This window comes from Kribbella lupini (assembly GCF_039529595.1).
Lineage (GTDB): Bacteria > Actinomycetota > Actinomycetes > Propionibacteriales > Kribbellaceae > Kribbella > Kribbella lupini.
On sequence record NZ_BAAANC010000002.1, the window covers coordinates 1,172,672 to 1,190,820 of the forward strand.

General features: G+C 70.0%; 20 protein-coding genes and 1 pseudogene. 8 read left to right on the forward strand and 13 right to left on the reverse strand.

What is annotated here, in order from left to right; genetic code table 11:
• Positions 1 to 10: 10 nt before the first annotated feature.
• Positions 11 to 1,015, reverse strand: a complete 1,005-nt coding sequence (gene ygfZ / locus ABD235_RS18795) for a CAF17-like 4Fe-4S cluster assembly/insertion protein YgfZ (protein WP_344175681.1) — start codon at positions 1,013 to 1,015, stop codon at positions 11 to 13.
• A 106-nt stretch (positions 1,016 to 1,121) separates the two neighbouring features.
• On the opposite strand from ygfZ, the gene ABD235_RS18800 reads away from it, so the two are divergent.
• Entirely contained in the window at positions 1,122 to 1,949 is an 828-nt protein-coding gene (locus tag ABD235_RS18800; RefSeq protein ID WP_344175683.1) for an LLM class flavin-dependent oxidoreductase, read from the forward strand.
• 59 nt (positions 1,950 to 2,008) lie between these two features.
• Here the strand turns inward: ABD235_RS18800 and ABD235_RS18805 are convergent, their stop codons facing one another.
• Positions 2,009 to 3,385, reverse strand: a complete 1,377-nt coding sequence (locus tag ABD235_RS18805) for a cation:dicarboxylate symporter family transporter (RefSeq protein WP_344175685.1) — start codon at positions 3,383 to 3,385, stop codon at positions 2,009 to 2,011.
• Positions 3,386 to 3,578: 193 nt separating this feature from the next.
• On the opposite strand from ABD235_RS18805, the gene ABD235_RS18810 reads away from it, so the two are divergent.
• Together ABD235_RS18810 and ABD235_RS18815 are read left to right on the forward strand one after the other, a co-directional pair.
• Positions 3,579 to 4,835 (forward strand): sensor histidine kinase, encoded by a 1,257-nt coding sequence (locus ABD235_RS18810; RefSeq protein ID WP_344175687.1) that lies wholly within the window; start codon positions 3,579 to 3,581, stop codon positions 4,833 to 4,835.
• 19 nt (positions 4,836 to 4,854) lie between these two features.
• Positions 4,855 to 5,508 (forward strand): response regulator, encoded by a 654-nt coding sequence (locus tag ABD235_RS18815; RefSeq protein WP_344175690.1) that lies wholly within the window; start codon positions 4,855 to 4,857, stop codon positions 5,506 to 5,508.
• A gap of 31 nt (positions 5,509 to 5,539) precedes the next feature.
• On the opposite strand, the gene ABD235_RS18820 is transcribed toward ABD235_RS18815, so the two are convergent.
• Entirely contained in the window at positions 5,540 to 6,034 is a 495-nt protein-coding gene (locus ABD235_RS18820) for a heme-binding beta-barrel domain-containing protein (protein WP_344175692.1), read from the reverse strand.
• A gap of 173 nt (positions 6,035 to 6,207) precedes the next feature.
• Here ABD235_RS18820 and ABD235_RS18825 point away from each other — a divergent pair, with 173 nt between their 5' ends.
• A complete protein-coding gene (locus tag ABD235_RS18825; protein WP_344175694.1) occupies positions 6,208 to 6,570 on the forward strand; it encodes a DsrE family protein in 363 nt (120 codons plus the stop codon).
• 116 nt (positions 6,571 to 6,686) lie between these two features.
• Here the strand turns inward: ABD235_RS18825 and ABD235_RS18830 are convergent, their stop codons facing one another.
• Both ABD235_RS18830 and ABD235_RS18835 read right to left on the reverse strand, forming a co-directional pair.
• On the reverse strand, positions 6,687 to 8,678 hold the full coding sequence (locus ABD235_RS18830) for a hypothetical protein (RefSeq protein WP_344175696.1): 1,992 nt from the start codon (positions 8,676 to 8,678) through the stop codon (positions 6,687 to 6,689).
• The gene (locus ABD235_RS18835; protein WP_344175698.1) at positions 8,678 to 9,241 is read right to left on the reverse strand and encodes a hypothetical protein; all 564 of its coding nucleotides are present in this window, start codon (positions 9,239 to 9,241) and stop codon (positions 8,678 to 8,680) included. The genes ABD235_RS18830 and ABD235_RS18835 overlap by 1 nt, the downstream gene beginning before the upstream one ends.
• Positions 9,242 to 9,597: 356 nt before the next feature.
• Here ABD235_RS18835 and ABD235_RS18840 point away from each other — a divergent pair, with 356 nt between their 5' ends.
• Together ABD235_RS18840 and ABD235_RS18845 are read left to right on the forward strand one after the other, a co-directional pair.
• Positions 9,598 to 10,878 carry a molybdopterin-dependent oxidoreductase gene (locus ABD235_RS18840; RefSeq protein ID WP_344175701.1) on the forward strand — a complete coding sequence of 427 codons (1,281 nt, stop codon included), beginning with the start codon at positions 9,598 to 9,600 and terminating at the stop codon, positions 10,876 to 10,878.
• Positions 10,875 to 11,333, forward strand: coding sequence for a hypothetical protein (locus tag ABD235_RS18845; protein WP_344175703.1), 459 nt, complete (start codon positions 10,875 to 10,877; stop codon positions 11,331 to 11,333). The genes ABD235_RS18840 and ABD235_RS18845 overlap by 4 nt, the downstream gene beginning before the upstream one ends.
• Here the strand turns inward: ABD235_RS18845 and ABD235_RS18850 are convergent.
• Positions 11,270 to 12,100, reverse strand: a complete 831-nt coding sequence (locus ABD235_RS18850) for a beta-keto acid cleavage family enzyme (protein ID WP_344175705.1) — start codon at positions 12,098 to 12,100, stop codon at positions 11,270 to 11,272. The two genes, ABD235_RS18845 and ABD235_RS18850, sit on opposite strands and share 64 nt — an antisense overlap.
• 94 nt (positions 12,101 to 12,194) lie before the next feature.
• On the opposite strand from ABD235_RS18850, the gene dtd reads away from it, so the two are divergent.
• Positions 12,195 to 12,620: a D-aminoacyl-tRNA deacylase gene (gene dtd, locus ABD235_RS18855; RefSeq protein WP_344175707.1), complete on the forward strand. Its 426-nt coding sequence runs from the start codon at positions 12,195 to 12,197 to the stop codon at positions 12,618 to 12,620.
• A gap of 123 nt (positions 12,621 to 12,743) precedes the next feature.
• Here dtd and ABD235_RS18860 read toward each other — a convergent pair whose 3' ends face one another.
• From ABD235_RS18860 to ABD235_RS18890, 7 genes are all read right to left on the reverse strand, one after another.
• On the reverse strand, positions 12,744 to 13,967 hold the full coding sequence (locus tag ABD235_RS18860) for a choice-of-anchor P family protein (RefSeq protein ID WP_344175709.1): 1,224 nt from the start codon (positions 13,965 to 13,967) through the stop codon (positions 12,744 to 12,746).
• 269 nt (positions 13,968 to 14,236) lie between these two features.
• A complete protein-coding gene (locus ABD235_RS18865) occupies positions 14,237 to 14,533 on the reverse strand; it encodes a DUF1416 domain-containing protein (RefSeq protein WP_344175711.1) in 297 nt (98 codons plus the stop codon).
• Position 14,534: 1 nt separating this feature from the next.
• Positions 14,535 to 15,383, reverse strand: coding sequence for a sulfurtransferase (locus tag ABD235_RS18870; protein ID WP_344175712.1), 849 nt, complete (start codon positions 15,381 to 15,383; stop codon positions 14,535 to 14,537).
• A gap of 12 nt (positions 15,384 to 15,395) precedes the next feature.
• Entirely contained in the window at positions 15,396 to 15,848 is a 453-nt protein-coding gene (locus tag ABD235_RS18875) for a DUF4395 domain-containing protein (RefSeq protein ID WP_344175714.1), read from the reverse strand.
• Between the two features lie 287 nt (positions 15,849 to 16,135).
• On the reverse strand, positions 16,136 to 16,681 hold the full coding sequence (locus tag ABD235_RS18880) for an RDD family protein (protein ID WP_344175716.1): 546 nt from the start codon (positions 16,679 to 16,681) through the stop codon (positions 16,136 to 16,138).
• 60 nt (positions 16,682 to 16,741) lie between these two features.
• Entirely contained in the window at positions 16,742 to 17,188 is a 447-nt protein-coding gene (locus ABD235_RS18885) for a thioredoxin family protein (RefSeq protein ID WP_344175718.1), read from the reverse strand.
• A 45-nt stretch (positions 17,189 to 17,233) separates the two neighbouring features.
• Positions 17,234 to 17,659 (reverse strand): HIT family protein, encoded by a 426-nt coding sequence (locus tag ABD235_RS18890; protein ID WP_344175720.1) that lies wholly within the window; start codon positions 17,657 to 17,659, stop codon positions 17,234 to 17,236.
• Between the two features lie 96 nt (positions 17,660 to 17,755).
• On the opposite strand from ABD235_RS18890, the pseudogene arfB reads away from it, so the two are divergent.
• A pseudogene (gene arfB, locus ABD235_RS18895) lies at positions 17,756 to 18,145 on the forward strand (alternative ribosome rescue aminoacyl-tRNA hydrolase ArfB); the annotation flags it as partial.
• Positions 18,146 to 18,149 lie beyond the last annotated feature (4 nt).

Sequence of the window (18,149 nt, forward strand, 5' to 3'; positions counted from 1 at the left end):
ATGATCCGAATCACAGCCGGGCGCGCACGTGCAGCCCGACCTCCGGGTCCACGATCAGCTCCTGCGTCGCGGTCACCGTCGGCTGGTCCTCGGCCACGACCTGCAGCTCCACCTCGCTGTCGACCGAACGCTTCACCAGCGCCAGCGCGATCGGCCCGAGCTCGTGGTGCCGCGCCGCGGACCCGATGAACCCGACCTGCTTCTCACCCGCCCGTACGGCGTACCCGTGCTGCGGTAGGTGATCGACCGACCCGTCGAGGTGCAGCCGGACCAGCCGCCGCGGCGGACGACCCAGGTTGTGCACCCGCGCGACCGTCTCCTGACCGCGGTAGCAGCCCTTGTTCAGGTGGACGCCGACGCCGAGCCAGCCCAGCTCGTTCGGGATCGCGCGCTCGTCGGTGTCGAGACCGAACCGCGGGTGACCCGCCTCGATCCGGAGCGCCTCGTACGCCCAGACACCCGCCGGCGGGCCGGCCAGCTCGGCGTACGCCGACAGCTCCTCCCGCGGCAGGAACACCTCGTACCCACCGAGCGAGTCGCCGCCGGACCGCGTCAGCGGCCCTTCGGCCGGCGCCGCGCCGGGCCGCCAGACGATGGCGAAGCGGTCGGTCACGTCGGCGATCTCCACCCGGGACATGAACACCATCTTCTGCAGCCACTCGACCAGCGCGGCGGCCGCGCCCGGCTCGGTGTGCAGCCAGAACGTCTCGCCGTCGTCGACGCCGTACATCGCGTGCTCGACGTGACCGGTCGGGGACAGCAGCAGCGCCGTCGTCGACGTACCGGCCTGCAGGCCCTCGAAGTACTGCGTCGTGAGCGCGTGCAGCCAGGTGAGCCGGTCCGGCCCGCTGATCGTGACCACGTCCCGGTGGGACAGGTCGACGTACCCCTCGCCGCGGACCAGCGCCCGTTGCTCGCGCAGGTCCGAGCCGTAGTGCGCCGCGACTCCGGCGTCCAGGCCGTCGGCCTCGACCGCCGCGGGCAGGTCCAGCAGGGGGCTGCGCATCGATGACATGTCACCAGCGTACGTCGCCCGGCGTACGCCGAACGCCTCCCGCTGTGGGATGTGGACAACCGCCCCGATCGCGACGCTGGAGGTACGACTCGGAGAGGACAGGACGATGACAGACAAGCGCTTCAGGTTCGGCATCGTGGCCACGCCGGCCGACGGCAGTCCGGACCAGTGGACGAAGACCGTACGTCGGGCCGCGGAGCTCGGGTACTCGACGGTCCTGATGCCGGACGGGCTGCAGCTGCTCTCGCCGTTCCCGTCGCTGGCGATGGCGGCGACGGTCGCCGACATCCGCGTCGGCACGTTCGTCGCGGCCGCGCCGATGCGCACGCCGTACGCCGCCGCCTGGGACGCGCACACGCTGACCGTGCTGACCGACGGGCGGTTCGAGTTCGGGATCGGCACCGGGCGGCCCGGGACGGACAAGTTCGCCGAGAAGCTCGGACTGCCGTACGGGTCGGCGAAGGAGCGGCTGCAGCAGGTGCGCGAGACGCTCGACCACCTGGCCGAGCTGGACGGTGACCGGCACACCCCGGTGATCATGGCCGCGGGCGGGCCGAAGTCGCTGGCGCTGGCGGCCGAGCGGGCGGACGTGGTGTCGATCGCGAAGGGCGCGCTGACGCCGCCGGCCGAGGTGATCCAGCTCGCCGACGACCTGCGGACGCTGGCCGGCGACCGGGCCGACGACATCGAGCTGGCCCTGAACCTGTTCGCGGCCGGGGACGGCGAGCTGCCGCCCTGGACGAAGATGGCGACCGGTGCGGAGCCGGAGGCGCTGCGGGCGACCGACTCGCTGATGCTGCTGCCGGGTGATCCGCGTCAGATGGCGGACGAGCTGCTGCGGCGGCGCGACGTGCTCGGTGCGTCGTACATCAGCGTGAACTCGGCGTACCTGGAGGAGCTGGCGCCGGTGGTCGAAATCCTTGCTGGGCAGTAAAGGCGCCGGCGCCCGTCAGCTGTGGCTGACGGGCGCCGGCTGAGGGGTGGGTCAGGTGGCTAGTGGGTGCGGTCCTGGGGCTCGGGACCAGCGGTGACGGCTTCCGGTACGTCGCCCGCGTGGGTGTCGCCGGCCGCGAACGCGGCCTCGTCGAACGGGTCCTCACCGGCGAAGACCTGCTTGACCTGATCGCGGTCGAGCTCGCCGACCCAGTGGCCGACCAGCACCGTGGCGACCGCGTTGCCGGCGAAGTTCGTCAGCGCGCGGGCCTCGGACATGAACCGGTCGATGCCGACGATCAGGCCGACGCCGTCGACCAGCTCCGGCCGGTGCGACTGCAGGCCGCCGGCCAGCGTGGCCAGGCCGGCGCCGGTGACCCCGGCGGCGCCCTTCGAGGCGATGATCATGAACGCCAGCAGGGAGATCTGCTGCCCGATCGAGAACGGCTGGTCCATCGCCTCGGCGATGAACAGCGACGCCATCGTCAGGTAGATCGCGGTGCCGTCCAGGTTGAACGAGTAGCCGGTCGGAACGGTGATGCCGACCACGCTCTTGGAGACACCGAGGTGCTCCATCTTGCCGATCAGCCGGGGCAGGGCGGTCTCCGACGACGAGGTGGACACGATCAGCAGGAACTCGCGACCGAGGTAGCGCAGCAGCTGGAAGATCGACAGCCCGGTGACCACCCGAAGAATGGTGCCCAGGACAACGATCACGAACAGCGCGCAGGTGATGTAGAAGGCGATCATGATCTTGCCCAGGCTGATCAGGGCGTCCACGCCGGTGGCGCCGACCACCGCGGCGATCGCGCCGAAGGCGCCGATCGGGGCGGCCCACATGATCATCGCCAGCACCTTGAAGACCAGGCGCTGGATGTGCGCGATGCCGGTCAGGACGGGCTGGCCCTTCGAGCCCAGCGCCTGCAGTGCGAAGCCGATCAGCAGCGCCACGAAGACGGTCTGCAGCACCTCGCCCTCGGTCAGCGCCGAGACGATCGTCTTCGGGATGATGCCGAGGATGAAGTCGGTGGTGGTCTCGTGGGCCGCGCCGACCTGCTTCTGGCCGGTCTCGCGCAGCTTGTCGGTCAGGTTCAGGCCGGACCCCGGCTGGACCAGGTTGCCGACGACCAGGCCGATACCCAGGGCCACGGTCGACATCACGATGAAGTAGATCAGCGCGAGCCCACCGACCTTGCCGACGCTGGCGGCCTGGCGGACCGAGCCGATGCCGAGCACCAGCGTGCAGAAGATGATCGGGCTGATCATCATCTTGATCAGGTTCACGAACCCGGTGCCGAGCGGTTTCAGCTCGACCGCGAAGTCCGGGAACAGGAACCCGACGCCGATGCCGAGGGCGACGGCGACGATGACGGCGATGTAGAGGAAGTGGGTCCGGTCGTTGCGGACCGGGGTGGGACGGGGATCGGTGGTCGACATACGTGGCTCCTTGGCCGGCAGAGCTGGTTCCGGGCGGTTCTGAGTAACTGTGACGTGACGCACAGGACAACTGCGCATTTCGTTCATATCGTTCGCGGTCGGTACCCACACTTCGGCGCGCGGCGAAGCGACCGACCGCGGCGAACAGATGCCGCGCACTACCAGTGGTGGCGCTGGTGTGGAGAATGACGGCATGAAACGTCGGCCGTGGGAGCTGCGGCGCCAGGTGCTCTGGCTGCAGACCGGCACGGTCGCGGTGCTGATCGCGATGGTCTGGATCACGCTCGCCAGCCGCGCCCGGTCGCAGGCCGACCGCGACGCCGCGGCCGCCGGTCTGGAGCCCCCTGGCTGGGACCAGTTGCTGCGGGCCGAGACCCGGACGATGCTCGGCATCGCCAGCCTGATGCTCGGGGTGGCGATCGCGGGCAACGCGCTGGTCGCCTGGCGGGTCCGCCGCGCGACCCGCGGGATGGGAACGCAGACCCTCGCCTGGATGCTCGACTTCTACCAGGGCGTCCTGCGGGCCGCCCGCGAAGGCCTGCTGCTGATCGACGCCGACGGACGGATCCAGCTGGTCAACGAGGAGGCCCGGCGACTGCTCGGGCTGCAGGCGATCCCCGCCGGCACCGCCGTGGAGGACCTCCACCTCCCGGTCGCGCTGTCCGACCTGCTGAAGGCCGGCCGTACGGCGTACGACGAACTGCACCTCGGGGCGTACGGCGTGGTCGTGGTGAACCAGCAGCCGGCGCGCTCCGGCCGGATCGTGACGCTGCGGGACCACAGCCAGCTGCAGGCGCTGCTCGGCGAGCTGGACGCGGTCCGGAGCCTGGCCGAGTCGCTCGAGGCGCAGAACCACGAGGCCTCGAACCGGCTGCACACCGTTGTCAGCCTGATCGAGATCGGCCGGCCGGAGCGGGCGCGGGAGTTCGCGGTGTCGGAGCTGCAGTTCGCGCAGGCGATGACCGACCGGGTGGTCGGCACGGTCGGCGACCCGGTGCTCGCGTCGCTGCTGCTGGCCAAGCTGTCACAGGCGCAGGAACGCGGCGTACTGCTCACGCTGGAGCTCGGATCCGAGGCCCTCAACACCCGACTGCCCGCGCAGGACGTGGTGACCGTGGTCGGGAACCTCCTCGACAACGCGATCGAGGCCGCCCGCAGTGGCCCGGCACCACGCCGCGTCGAGCTGAAGGCCGGTACGACGCCGGACGCGATCGACCTGGCCGTGACGAACACGGGCGCCGAGCTCGGGTCGGTCGAACTGGCCCGCATGTTCGAACGCGGCTGGACGACGAAGAACGAGCCAGGACACGGACTCGGACTGGTGCTGGTCCGCAGCACGGTCGAGCGTTGGCAGGGGACGTTGATGGTCGACCCGGACTCCGAGCTGGACGAGATCCCCGCGCTGACGGTGCGCGTGCGGCTGCCGCGAGCGGTGAGTCAGAGTGCCTGATCTCCTGAGGGTTCTGGTGGTGGAAGACGATCCGGTGGCTGCGGAAGCACACCGCACTTATGTGGATCGTCTTCCCGGCTTCACGTGTGTCGGCATCGCCGGTACGGCGGCCCGGGCATTGTCCGTGCTTTCGCAGAGCCAGATCGACCTGGTGCTGCTCGACATGAACCTGCCCGACGGGCACGGACTGGACGTCGTCCGGCGGATGCGTGCCTTGGGCAACGTCACGGACGTGGTGGCGGTGACGTCGGCGCGAGAGGTTTCCGCCGTCCAGGCTGCTGCGCGGATCGGGGTGGTGCAGTACGTCCTGAAGCCCTTTGCCTTCGAGACTTTGCGGGACCGGCTGTCCGCCTACGCACGTCAGCGGCGGGCCGCCGAGGCCGGTCAGGTGGTGGCCGACCAGGACGAAGTCGACCGGTTGTTGCATCCGGCAACGGTCTCGTCGGTACCGAAGGGCTTGGCGGGATCGGTACTCGATCGGGTGGTGCAGTTGCTCGGCAATCGCGAGGGCTGGACGGCCGAGGAGGTCGCCGCCGAGCTCGGGACCTCGCGCATCACGGCCCGGCGCTACCTCGAGCACCTGGCGGATCAGCAGCAGGCGCTACGCACGCAGCGCTACGACGGGCGGAGCGGGCGGCCGAAGGTGGAGTACAGCTGGGTGTCGGAGAGCTAGACGCCGTACGGAGCTGGACGCCGTACGGGAGTCAGACCCGGACGAGGGTCGCCCAGAGGTGCGGCTGCAGCGGCTGGCCTTCGGCGGCCATGTCGTACGCCCAGAGGAGCTCGCCCTTGACCAGGCCGTAGAGGCGGTGACCGGCGGTGACCTCCTTGGCGGTGGCCGTCCGGGCGATCACGTCGGTCTGCATCTCGACCTTGGCGCCGTCGATCTCGCCGTACCAGATCTCCGCGAAGCCGGTCGGGTGCGCCATCACGACCTCGAGCTTGTTGTCCGGCTTGGGCCGCCAGAAGCCGGTCTCCACCGCCAGCGGACGCTCCTTGGTGCCGTCCTCGGCGACCACGTAGGTCTGGCTGACGTAGTGCAGGTACGGCTTGCCGTTGTGGCTGAAGTCGATCTGCTGCCCGAACTCGAACTTCTCGATCGTCGGGTAGTCGCCGTGCCCGCGGCCCTCCCACCGGCCGAGCAGCCAGGCGAGCGGCATCAGGTCGGGGTGCAGGTCCTGCGGGATCTCGAAGGCCATCGGTGGGTCGCCGGGTCAGTTCGCGCTGCGGCCGCGGTACAGCCGGTAGACGACGAACGCCGAGAACCAGGCCATGAACACACTGACCAGGACCAGGAGGGTCGTGAAGATGACATGCAGCACGTTCGCCAGTCTAGGGGATGGTCGCGCTGACGCTGGACTACGGTGGCGTGATGTCCCGCACCCTGGTGATCAAGCTGACCGCAGGCGCCGATGAACCCGAACGCGCCAACCAGGCCTTCACGGTAGCCGCCACCGCGGTCGCCTCGGGCGCAGCCGTCTCCCTGTGGCTCACCGGCGAGGCCGTCTGGTTCGCTGTTCCTGGGCGGGCCGAGTCCTTCGAGCTTCCCCACGCGGCGCCTCTCGCCGACCTGCTGTCGGCGGTGCTGGCCGGTGGGACCCTCACGGTCTGCACGCAGTGCGCCAAGCGGCGGGAGTTGACGGAGGCGGATCTGCTTCCGGGCACGCGTGTTGCCGGCGCCCCGGCGTTCACGGAAGAAATCCTGGCGGACAACGCCCAGGCGATCGTCTACTGATCCCCTCAACAGGAGCCGGAGACTGCGGACAACTGTTTGTTGTTCACAGTCCCCGGTGGGTGGTCGCGGTCCCGGCAAGATGCTCTCTGCCTTCCGCCGTTCGAGTGACGGCGGGATCAGCGGGAGCGGTCTCGGTCCTGTGGGTCCTGGGTGTTCTGTACGTCGCGTTGGTGCTGGGCGCCGGGGGTACGGCCGCCCTGGCCGGCTGGTTCGAGCTGGCGCTCCGGGCGACGCTCGGCGGGGCCGGCGACGCCTTCGCGGGCGAGTGAGTCCAGCTTGGCCTTCTCCGCGTCCGACATCGGCTGGCTGTACCCCTGCTGACCCTGCCCACGCTCGCCGTTCTTCAGAGCGTTCTCGCGGTTCCGGTCTTCCTCCAACCGAGCCTCCAGCGGCCCTGAAGGCTTCTGGGTCTCGCGTGCCTGCGCCTCGGCCCGCAGGTCACCACCGGTCGGCAGGGCCGAGGTCTCCACCTCGGCAGGATCCTGCTGGTTCTGCTCAGCCTCAGGCCCTCGGCCGTCCTGCTCCTGCTCAGTTTGCTCGCGATCGCCTGGGTCCTGCTCCGCCTGGTCGCGCTCAGGCTGGTCCTGCTCCGGACCGTCCTGCACCGGCTCAGGCTGTTCGACGTCAGGCTGGTCCACCTCGTCCAGTCCAGCTCGGTCTACCTCAGGCTGCTCACGATCAACCTGTACGTCGTCCCGCGCGACGTCGCCCTGCTCGACCTCCTGCGCATCCCGGCCCGGCTCCACCTGGTCAATCTCCTGCGGATCGCGCTGCTGGTCCGCCTGATCGACCTCCGAGTCGCGCTCCCCCTCAGCCTGGTCGCGCTCGCCCTCAGCCTGCTGGCCACCGTCGGCCTCAACCTGCTGATCGCGATCGGGCTCGCCCTGCTCCTGGTCGCGGTCCGCAGCCTGCTGCTCAACCGCCGGCTCGGCCTGGTCGATCTCCTGCGGGTCCCGATCAGCCTCGCGATCAACCTGCTCCGGCGCCGTCACAGGCTCCGCCCGATCAACCTCGACGTCGTCCCGCGCGACCTCGCCCTGCTCCACCCCCGCGTCACCCTCAGCCCGGTCGACCTGCTCCCGATCCGCCTGGTCGTCCACCACAGGCTGACCCTGGTCAGCCTCCTGCTGGTCGCGATCCGCCTGCTGCTCGGCGTCAGCCTCCTGGCCATCCCGCTCAGCATCCGCCTGAGCATCAACCTCCGGCTGATCCACCTCAGACCCGTCACGCTCGGCCTGCGCGTCGACCTCCGGCTGATCCGCCTCTGCGCCGTCCACCTCGGCGTCGGCGTCCGGCTGGTCCGGGCCGTCGAGCCCCTCGGCCACCGCGGCGCCAGCGGCTGCCGCAGGCAGCACGTCCGGCCCCTCGGTCCGCTCGCGTTCGCGGTCCTGTTCCTGGGCCTCGGCCTCGCGGGTCTCCTCCCGGTCCTCCTCCTCGCGCTCGAGCTCCTCGGCGTTCTGCTCCGCCTCGGTCGTCTCGCGCTCGGTCTCGGCCTGGTCGCGTTCGGCGTCCTCCCGGTCGCGCTCGAGGGTGTCGGGCACCCGATCGCCGTCGCGGTCGGTGAGCCGGTCCACGTCCCGATCGAGGAGCTCGCGGTCGCGGGTGTCGAGGACGCGGTTGCCGTCCAGGTCGTGCGGATCGAGGTCGGGGCCGTCGACTCCTTGTTCCAGCTCGAGCCGGTCGTCGACGTCGTCGCGGGCGAGGTCCGGGTCGCTCAGGGCACGCTCGACCAGGCCGAGCATCAGCATCCGCTGCTGGTGCTGGGTGAGGTTCTGCAGCTGTGCCTTGGCTTCGGGGTTGTTGCGCAGGAACTCGACGACCGCCTCGGTCATCGCCCGGCGTTCCTTGTAGTCGAGCTCCCGCTCGCGCTGCTGGAGCCGCTCGTTCTGGCGGTCGAGATCCAGCCCGTTGCCCTGCTCCGGCCCGTCGTTCGGCGGGAAGTTGTCCGGCCCGTCCATCGCCGGCGCCCCCACGGGCTGCCGCGGGCGACCGCGCCGCAGCAACCGCCGCAGCCCACGGAACGTGGACCGCACCAACCGCGCGGCCCTCTTGAACCCGCGGTACAGGCTCTCGAGCAGTTCTTCCTCAACCGACTGGGGCTGCGCCATCACGCCACCTCGCTCGCATAGACGGAGTACGCGAAGCCGGCGGTCGGATTCGCCTCACCCGGCAGCAGCCGGGTGGCGTACAGATGGAACTCGGCGCCGGGCCGCAGCCACACCGCGAGGTGCCGCCGCCGTTCCCGCCACTCGCCGGGGATCCGCGGGTCGTCGCCCGGCCCGACGAACACCGGCTCGCCCCAGTGGTGCCGGGCCAGCGCGAGCTGGTCGGGCCAGTGGTCGTCCATCAGGTCCTCGGCGTCGCGGACCTCTTCAGCGGTGATGTTGTACGCCGACCAGGTGCCGCGCGGACTCTCCGGCAGTACGGCGTCCGGCAGCGCGAGCATGACGGTCTCGCGCGGGGTGACCAGGCCCCACGCATACTCGGCCGGGTCGATGTCGCCGGGCGCCCAGGGCTTCCAGCCGGTCGCGGCGACCACGCGCGCGACCAACGCGCGGATCCCGGCGGTCCCGGACTCGGGCGGCCCCCACAGCCGGCTCCAGTCGCCCACCTCCGCGAGGTCGGCCATCGCGCGCACGTCCTCGTCCGGCGACCGCAGCTGCGTCCTCACTGACCTTCCCCTCTCCGACCCACGACCTCGACCAACGGACCTCCGGCGACCCCTGACCCGGACCACCCTCAGGTTAAGCCGAATCGGTGCCACCCGTTCCGACGTATCCACAGGCCCAGCGGATCCCGCTCGCACCGATCACCCGAACCGGCGGACCGGCCCCGGGGACCAACCACCCTTACACGCAACCTGGCCCCTCGCGACCTGGCAAAACCTGCAATCCGACAACAATCCGGCCGCGGCCCGCCAGGCCCGGCGCCGATCCGTCCCCGACCCGTAAGCCCGCGCGCGGGCCGTTCGCGGGCGGTAACCGCAACCACCCCGCCGATCGGCGCGGAACGCGTTCTGATGGAGGAATGAAGCTCCCGAGCCCTCCGCAGCCGGCGTTCAGGTCCGCGCTGCACCACCCGCGGGTGGCGACCGTGATCGGCCGCTGGCTGGCGGTCGCCGTCGTGGTCTGCTTCCTGACCGGCCTGTTCAGCCACTTCCAGCAGGCCACACCCGACTGGCTGCACATCCCCGCCCGCCCGGCCTCCCTGTACCGCGTCACACAGGGCCTGCACGTGCTCAGCGGCACCGTGGCGATTCCGTTGCTGCTGGCAAAGCTCTGGACCGTCTACCCGAAGCTCTTCGAGAAGCCCCCGTGGCCGCCGAGCCGCGCCGCGCTCGCCACGCTGCTCGAACGGCTCTCGATCCTGGTGCTGGTCTCCGCGCTGGCGCTGGAGCTGTTCATCGGCTTCCTCAACACCCTGCAGTGGTACCCGTGGCCGTTCCCCTTCAAGGAAACGCACTACGCTCTGGCCTGGATCATCATCGGCGCCCTGCTCGTGCACCTCGCTGTCAAGCTCCCGCTGATCCGCGCCCACTGGAGCCGCACAGCAGCAGACCGTACGCCGTACGCGCCGCTCGAGGAGGAAGCCGGCGCCACGCCGCTCGAGGAGCAGGACACCGCCGCGCTGCCGAAGGACGCGCCGCTCGAGGAGCAGCCCGCCGACGCACCGCACCCCGAACCGGCGCTCCCCCGAACCTCCCTCCCCGCCGAGGTCACCGGCCTCAGCCGCCGCGGCCTCTTTCGCACCGTCGCCGGCGCCGGAGCCCTGGTCGGTATCGCGTCGGTCGGCCAGTCCGTCCCCGCCTTCGGCCCGATCGCCGTCCTCGCGCCACGCAAGCCCAACGTCGGCCCGCAGTCCCTCCCGGTCAACCGCACCGCCCACGACGCCGGCGTCGTACCGGTCGGCGACGACTGGCGCTTCACGATCAGTGGCCCTCAGCAACTTTCCTGGTCGCTCGCCGAGCTCAGATCCCTGCAGCAGAGCCGATCCGACCTCCCGATCGCCTGCGTCGAGGGCTGGAGCCAGGGCGCCGTCTGGGAAGGCATCCGGGTCCGCGACCTGCTCCGCCTGGCCGGCGCCCCCGACCACTCGACCGTCCGCGTCGTCTCGATGGAGAAGGGCGGCTTCTACGCGACCAGCGAACTCCCGCCTCAGTTCGCCGCCGACCCGCTCACGCTCCTGGCGCTGAAGCTCAACGGCTCCGACCTCGATCTCGACCACGGCTTCCCGGCCCGGATCATCGCCCCCAACCGCCCCGGTGTCCTGCAGACCAAGTGGGTCCACCGCCTGGAGGTCATCGCATGAGACTCGTCCGCGTAGCCATGGCAGCCGTCGGCGTCGGACTCGGCCTGTGGGGCCTGCGCCTTCTCCTGCAAAGCCTCAGCATCGACGCGCTGATCCGCCTGCCGCTCTGGCTCGGCGGCGCCGTCGTGGCCGACGACTTCCTGCTCGTCCCGCTGACCGTCGCGGCCGGCTGGCTCCTGACACGCTGGTCGATCGGTCCCGGCCACCACCGCACGATCGGCGCAGTTCGCACCACGGCCCTGTACGTCGGGATCACGACCCTCGTCGCGATCCCGCTGCTCATCCGCCAGGGCAAGGGCGTCAACCCGACCGTGCTGCCGCGCGACTACCTCCGCGACTGGTTGTTGCTCGAGGCCGCCATCATCGTGGCCGGTGTGGTCGTGGCGCTGATTCAGTCCCGGCGGGCGACGTTCAGCAGCTCGCGCGCGGCGTCCGGCGACATCGGCGGCCGCTGAGCCAGGGTCGCCAAGGCGGCAGCACGCTCGACGAGTTCCGCGTTGTGCGTGACCGGCTGCCCCTTCGCCAGGGTCAGCGTGTCCTCCATCCCGACGCGGAGGTGGCCCCCCTTCGACAGCGCGGCCAGCGCGACCGGGATCGTCGTACGGCCGACGCCGGTCGCGGCCCAGGACGTCACGGCCGACGGGAGAGCGTTGACCGCGGCAACCAGTGCGTCCGGCGTACCGGGCATGCCGCCAGGGACGCCCATCACCAGATCGCAGTGCACCCGACCGCCGTACGGCAGGCCGAACTTGTCCAGGAGCCGGTGCAGCGCGGCCACGTGCCCGAGGTCGAACAGCTCGAACTCCGGTACGACGTGCCGCTCCTGCGTGAGCTGGTAGAGCTCGGTGACGAACGGCCACGGGTTCATGAACACGTCGTCGCCGAAGTTGACCGTGCCCATCGTCAGCGAGCAGGAGTCCGGCGCCGCCTCCAGCACGCGCAGCCGGTGCTCGAACGGGTCGGTGACGGCGCCGCCGGTGGACAGCTGGACGATCAGCGCGGTGTTCTCCCGGATCGCCGCGACGGTCTCGGTGAGCCGGCCGAGGTCGAGCGTCGGGCGGTGGTCGGCGTCCCGGATGTGGATGTGGATCATCGCGGCCCCGGCCGCCTCGCAGCGCTTCGCGGTCTCGACCAGTTCGTCGAGCGTGGTGGGCAGCGCCGGGCAGTCCGCCTTCGCGGTCTCGGCGCCGGTCGGGGCAACGGTGATCAACGTCGACGTCATGGAGGAATCGTGCCAGATGTCGGCCACGAACGGGAGATTCGGTCGTGATTCACCCCGAAGACCGGACGATTTGCGGCGCGGCAGACTGGGTCCCATGAGAGCAGTGGTGCAACGAGTCACGGACGCGTCGGTCGAGGTCGAGGGCGTCACGGTCGGCGCGATCGATCAACCCGGCCTGGTGGTGCTGCTCGGCGTCACCCACGACGACACCGAGGAGAAGGCCAAGACCCTGGCCGCGAAGATCTGGACACTGCGGATCCTGCGCGACGAACGCTCGGCCGCCGACGAGCAGGCCCCGATCCTCGCGATCAGCCAGTTCACCCTGTACGCCGACACCCGCAAGGGCCGCCGCCCGTCCTGGAGCGCCGCCGCTCCCGGCCCGGTCTCCGAGCCCTTGTACGACGCCTTCTGCGCGGCCCTGGAGTCGCTCGGCGCCAAGGTCGAACGCGGCCGCTTCGGCGCCGACATGCAGGTCCACCTCACCAACGACGGCCCGGTCACGTTGATCCTCGACGCGTGACCCGTCGTACGCACAGCACAAAGAAAACGGCCCCGGTGCGGATCCGAGGATCCGGCCGGGGCCGTTCTGGTGCCTGTCTGGATCGGTGAGGTTCGACTCAGTCAGGTGAGGTGTGGGGCTGGATCAGCCGATCACACCGGCGGCCGAGTGGCCCACGACAACCTTGGTGTTCAGGCTGTAGACATCGATCACCAGGGCGTTGACGGAGATGTAGCGGCTCTGACGCAGGACCTGGTTGAAGGTCAGCTTGGCGATGCCGGGGATCTCCAGCTCGGCGTTCTCACCGGTCTTGACCGGGTAGACCTTGTTGCCGACCTTGATCGAGGCGATGGTCGAGTGCGAGTTCAGACCGACCTTGCCGTCCTTGGTCTTCCACGCCGAGGCCGAGGACTCGATGGCGCCGATGGACAGGTTCGCGACCTTGACGCCGGCGATGTGCGAGCTGAAGTCGACGTAGGACTTGTTCTGGCCGATGTCGCCCCGCTTGGTGGTGAACGCGGCGCCGACGTAGGCGACCTTCGGGATGTTCACCTCGCCGACCGCGACGCGGTCGGTGCGCCCTCCAGTGCCCTGGCAGGTGGCCTGGTAGGAGGTCGGGCCGGACGTGACCAGCTTGTCGACGTTGGCCTTGGTGGCGAACGCGTCACCGATGACCAGCGCGGTGGCCGGCTTGGTGACCTCGGCGCGGGTCTTGAGGACCGCGACGTCGACACCTTCCGGGATGTACTTGTTCTTGACCGTGGCGTGCAGCACGACCGCCTGCGCGTACGAGTAGATGCCGGCGTCGGTCTTCACGCCGCCGACGCGGTTCAGCACGATGTAACCCAGGCCCGGGACGGCGACCTTGGTGTTCGGCTTGGCCTTCAGCAGCGACGGAACGGTCACGGCGCCGATCTTCACGCCGGCGAAGGTGGTGCTGCCGGTGTAGTAGGTGACGCCGTTCTTGATCCACGCGGTGGTCGTGGTCCGGGCGCCGACGAGGTGCAGCAGGCCGCCGACGCGGATGTCGGCCGCGGTGGCGGTCGAGGTCACGCCGTTGCCGCGCTTCTCGGCGAAGGCGAAGGTGTCGGTGGTGACCGTCTTGGCGATGGCCTGGTTGTTGACGTTCGCGGTCGCCAGGTCGTTGCGCGACTTGCGGCTCGCGTCGGTGGTGCAGCTGATCTCCGCCTTGACCTGCGGGCCGCTGGCAACGATGCCGCCCTGCACGTCGGTGCCGATCGAGTAGCCGTTGTAGCCGTAGACCGGCGACGCGTTCGCCGAGCCCGAGGTGAGCGCAATCGTCGAAGCTACGCCGACAACCGCGGCAACGCCCACGGCAGCGAGCTTCTTGTTGATGCGGGGCTTCATTAAGACTTCTTCTCCCTGAGTGATGACGTGACCCCAACTGCGGGCCAGGACACAGACACAACTCAGGTGATCGCAGTAGGTAACGAGATGAAGGGAGTCCGTAATCAAACCGTTACCAAACTGCCTGACGCGCCGAAAACCCAGCAAATATTGGGCTTTCGGGCCGTCGTGTGCATCAGTACTGGCACCCGGTGAGCAGTACGCGGCAACGACGAAGGGCCCGAGCGCGCAAGGCTCGGGCCCTTCGGGGTCGTTCACTGTACAGAGCGTCAGACCGCGACGGCCACCTCGGCCACCTCGCCGTACTGCGCGACGACCTGGCGGTCGACCGGGTCGGCCTTCGGCGCCAGCGTGCGCAGCGTCCAGCTGCCCGGCGCCGCGAAGAACCGGAAGTGCCCGGTCGCGGAGGTCGGCACCTCGGCGGTGAACTCGCCGGAGGCGTCGAGCAGCCGCACGTACGCGCCGCCGACCGGGTCCTCGCCGCGCAGGACCTGGCCCTGGATCACGGCTTCCTTGTCGATGTCGACGCCCTTGAGGTCAAGGCCGCCCTTCTTGGCTCCGCACATGTCAGGCCTCCCCGGGCTCGTCGCCGAGCGCCACCGGTACGCCGACCAGCGAACCCCACTCGGTCCACGAACCGTCGTAGTTCTTGACGTTCTCCTGGCCGAGGATCTCGTGCAGCACGAACCAGCTGTGCGCCGAGCGCTCGCCGATCCGGCAGTACGCGATGGTGTCCTTGCCGAAGTCGACACCGGCCTCGGAGTACAGCTTCTGCAGCTCCTCGTCGGAGCGGAACGTGCCGTCGTCGTTGGCCGCCTTGCTCCACGGGATGCTGGCCGCGGTCGGGATGTGCCCGGCGCGCTGGGCCTGCTCCTGCGGGAGGTGGGCCGGGGCGAGCAGCCGGCCGGCGTACTCGTCGGGGCTGCGCACGTCGACCAGGTTCTTCACGCCGATCGCCTGCTCGACCTCGTCGCGGAAGGCGCGGATCTCCAGGTTCGGCTCCTTGGCGGCGTACTCGGTGGCGTCGCGCTTGACCACCTCGTCGGTCAGCTCGCGGCTGTCCAGCTCCCAGCGCTTGCGGCCGCCGTCGAGCAGGCGGACGTCACCGTGGCCGTAGAGCTTGAAGTACCAGTACGCGTACGCGGCGAACCAGTTGTTGTTGCCGCCGTACAGGACGACCGTGTCGTCGTTCTTCACGCCACGCTCGGACAGCAGCGCGGAGAACTGCTCCTGGTTGACGAAGTCGCGGCGAACCTGGTCCTGGAGGTCGTTCTTCCAGTCCAGCTTGATCGCACCGGCGATGTGGCCGGCGTCGTACGCCGAGACGTCCTCGTCGACCTCGATCAGCACGACGTTCTCGTCGGACTTGTGCTCCTCGACCCAGTCGGCCGAGACGAGAGCGGATTCCCTGCTCATGTGTGCTGCTCCTCAGGTGGTAGTTGCGGGGTTTGGCGTACGGATGCGTTGGATCAGCAGATAGGCCTCGCAACCGAGGCACAGCCCGACCGCCGCGTTCACGAACGCGGCGACCAGGGCGAATCCGGTGGCGACGACGCCGAGCACCTCGACGCCGCTGAAGTAACCGATCAGGCCGAGCACGGCGAAGACCAGCCCGACCAGCTGGGCGAACCGCGGCGGCGCCGCGTCCTCCAGCTCCTTGGGCTTGCCCAGCCGGGGCCGGACGAGCCGCTTGAACAGCTGCCCGTACGGCGACGCCTGGACGCCGAACACGACCGAGACCGCGAACACGACCGCCTGGACGGCCAGCGGCCAGGGGTTGTTCAGGATCAGCGTGAGCGCCAGGACGACCGTCGTCAGCGCCGCCGCGAACCGGAGTCCGCGCGGGTCGACCTGCGGGGTGACCGCCGCTTGCTGGGACATACGAACTCCTCGACAAGGAGCTGGATCGAGACTGCCCGCCCGAAGAGGTTGCGGGAGGCGACGTACATCCGAACCGTGCTCAGCTGCCGGTTCCGGAGCGCTCGGGACGCCGCCTGGTCAGGGGCGACGACACAGGGACGAGCGCATGCGGCAGTTGTCCACTGCCCTGCGCTTGGTCAGCCATGTCGTGTAAGCCACGTGTCGAGAGTACGGAAACGCCGGAGACCCGCCAGTCGTGGTCCCACTTCCTGAGACAACTGATCACTATGCGGGATGTCTGAATCGGTTCAGCGCGGCTGCCGACCTTGGACGACGTTGGTCGCGGCGTACTTGTCGTGCAGCGCCTGCCGCTTGCCGTCCCACAGCGGCCACAGGACGTCGAGCAGGCTGACGACGCTTCCGACGAGCCCGACGGCCGCCGGCAGGAAGCCGAGCGCCTCGAACGCGCTGCTCACCCCGACCCGCTTGGCCACGGCCCGCCCCGGCGGCGGTCCGGCCACGTCGCGCAGCCGGACACTGATCCCGATCGCCTTCTTGCCGGGCGTCGCCCCGGTCCGGACCAGGAAGAAGTACTGGTACGCGAAGTTCATCGCGAGGTAGATCACGAAGGCCGGGACGTACCAGCGGTACTCCGTCCACGGCTCGTCGAAGTACGACGCCTCGGGGTCCATCGCGTCGATCCAGCGGTAGAGGAAGTAGCCACTGACCGGCAGGCTCGCGACCGACACGATCACCCAGTCGAACAACGAGGCCACGGCGCGCTGCCACCACCCGGCCAACGGGACTCCGTCCGGCGTACTGGGCAGTGCCGGGGCGAAGTCCTGAGCGGTCATGCGCTCAGGGTGAGACCTTCCGGGGTCAACCGGCTCGACTGTTCAGGCAGGGTGCAACAGTCAGCTGGCGCGGGCTACCGCGGCGCCCAGGGCCGCGATCACGTCGGCCTTGCGCGGGGCGCCGCTGGCGCGGGTGACGGTGTCGCCGTCGGCGTCGAGCACCAGGACGGTCGGCGTCCGCAGGATGTTGAGCCGGCGGACGAGCTCGAGGTTGGACTCGGCGTCGATCTCGACGTGCCGGACGCCGTCAACCATGCCCTCCACCTCGGCCAGGACCCGTCGGGTCGCCCGGCACGGCGCGCAGAAAGCCGAGGAGAACTGCAGCAGCGTCGCGCGCTCCCCCAGCTCCACTCCGATGTCGTCAGCCGTCAGCTGATCGCCGTTGTCCACCGCAGGCCTCTCCACCGTCCGCGTCGCGCGGAAGCGTCCGTCGTACCAGGTCTTGAGCACGCTCAGCAGCACCCCGGCGACCACCGCGGCGACCAGCACGACAATCCCTGGACTCACAGCAATCGAGAGTACGTCGCTGCACTTTCGGATCCACGCGGGCGTTCACTCCTTGGACAGCTCGGCCGCCAGCAGCGTCCTGGGGTCGCCGGTGAGCTGGTGCGTCGACCGGCCCGTTGGCCAGGGCAACGTGTCGTCGCCGTCGCCGGGGTACCTCGGTACGACGTGGAAGTGCAGGTGGTCGATGCTCCGGCCGGAGTCCGGGCCGGAGGCGTTGAGCACGCAGACGCCCGTTGCGCCGAGCGCATCGGGCATCGCGCGGGCGACCCGGCGTACGAGCTCGGTCGTCGCGATCAGGTCGTCGGGGCCGACGTCGAGGACGCCGAGATCGCAGTGCCGGCGCGGTACGACGAGAGTGTGGCCGGGGGCGATCTCCGAACCGGGCAGAGGCGAGAAGGCAACGGCCGCCTCGTCCTTCGCGACCCACTGGGCGGAGTCGGCGGCGATCAGGTCACAGAAGACGCAGTCCATGGGGAGCAGTCTGGCGGTAATGGGCAGGCTCGGCCTGGGGTTTTCGGGTTGAATGGGGGCGTGGACGGAGGGCTGACGGTGCGCGCCGGGGTGGTGATCCCCGAGGCCGAGCTGGGGTGGCGGTTCTCGCGCTCGAGCGGGCCGGGCGGCCAGTCGGTGAACACGGCCGACAGCCGCGTCGAGCTGATCTTCGACCTGGCGGCGACGTCCGCCCTGGGCGAGCCGTTGAAGAACCGCGCCCTCGAGCGCCTGTCGACCCGGCTGGTCGACGGCGTACTGACGATCGCCGCGTCCGAGCACCGTTCCCAGTGGCGCAACCGCGAGGCGGCCCGGGCCCGGCTGGCCAGCCTGCTGCGCGACGCGATCGCGGCCCCGCCCCGGCAGCGGCGTCCGACCCGCCCGTCGAAGGGCGCCGTACGCCGCCGCCTGGACGAGAAGAAACGCCGCGGCGAGACCAAACGCCTCCGCGGCCGCCCCTTCGACTGAGCCC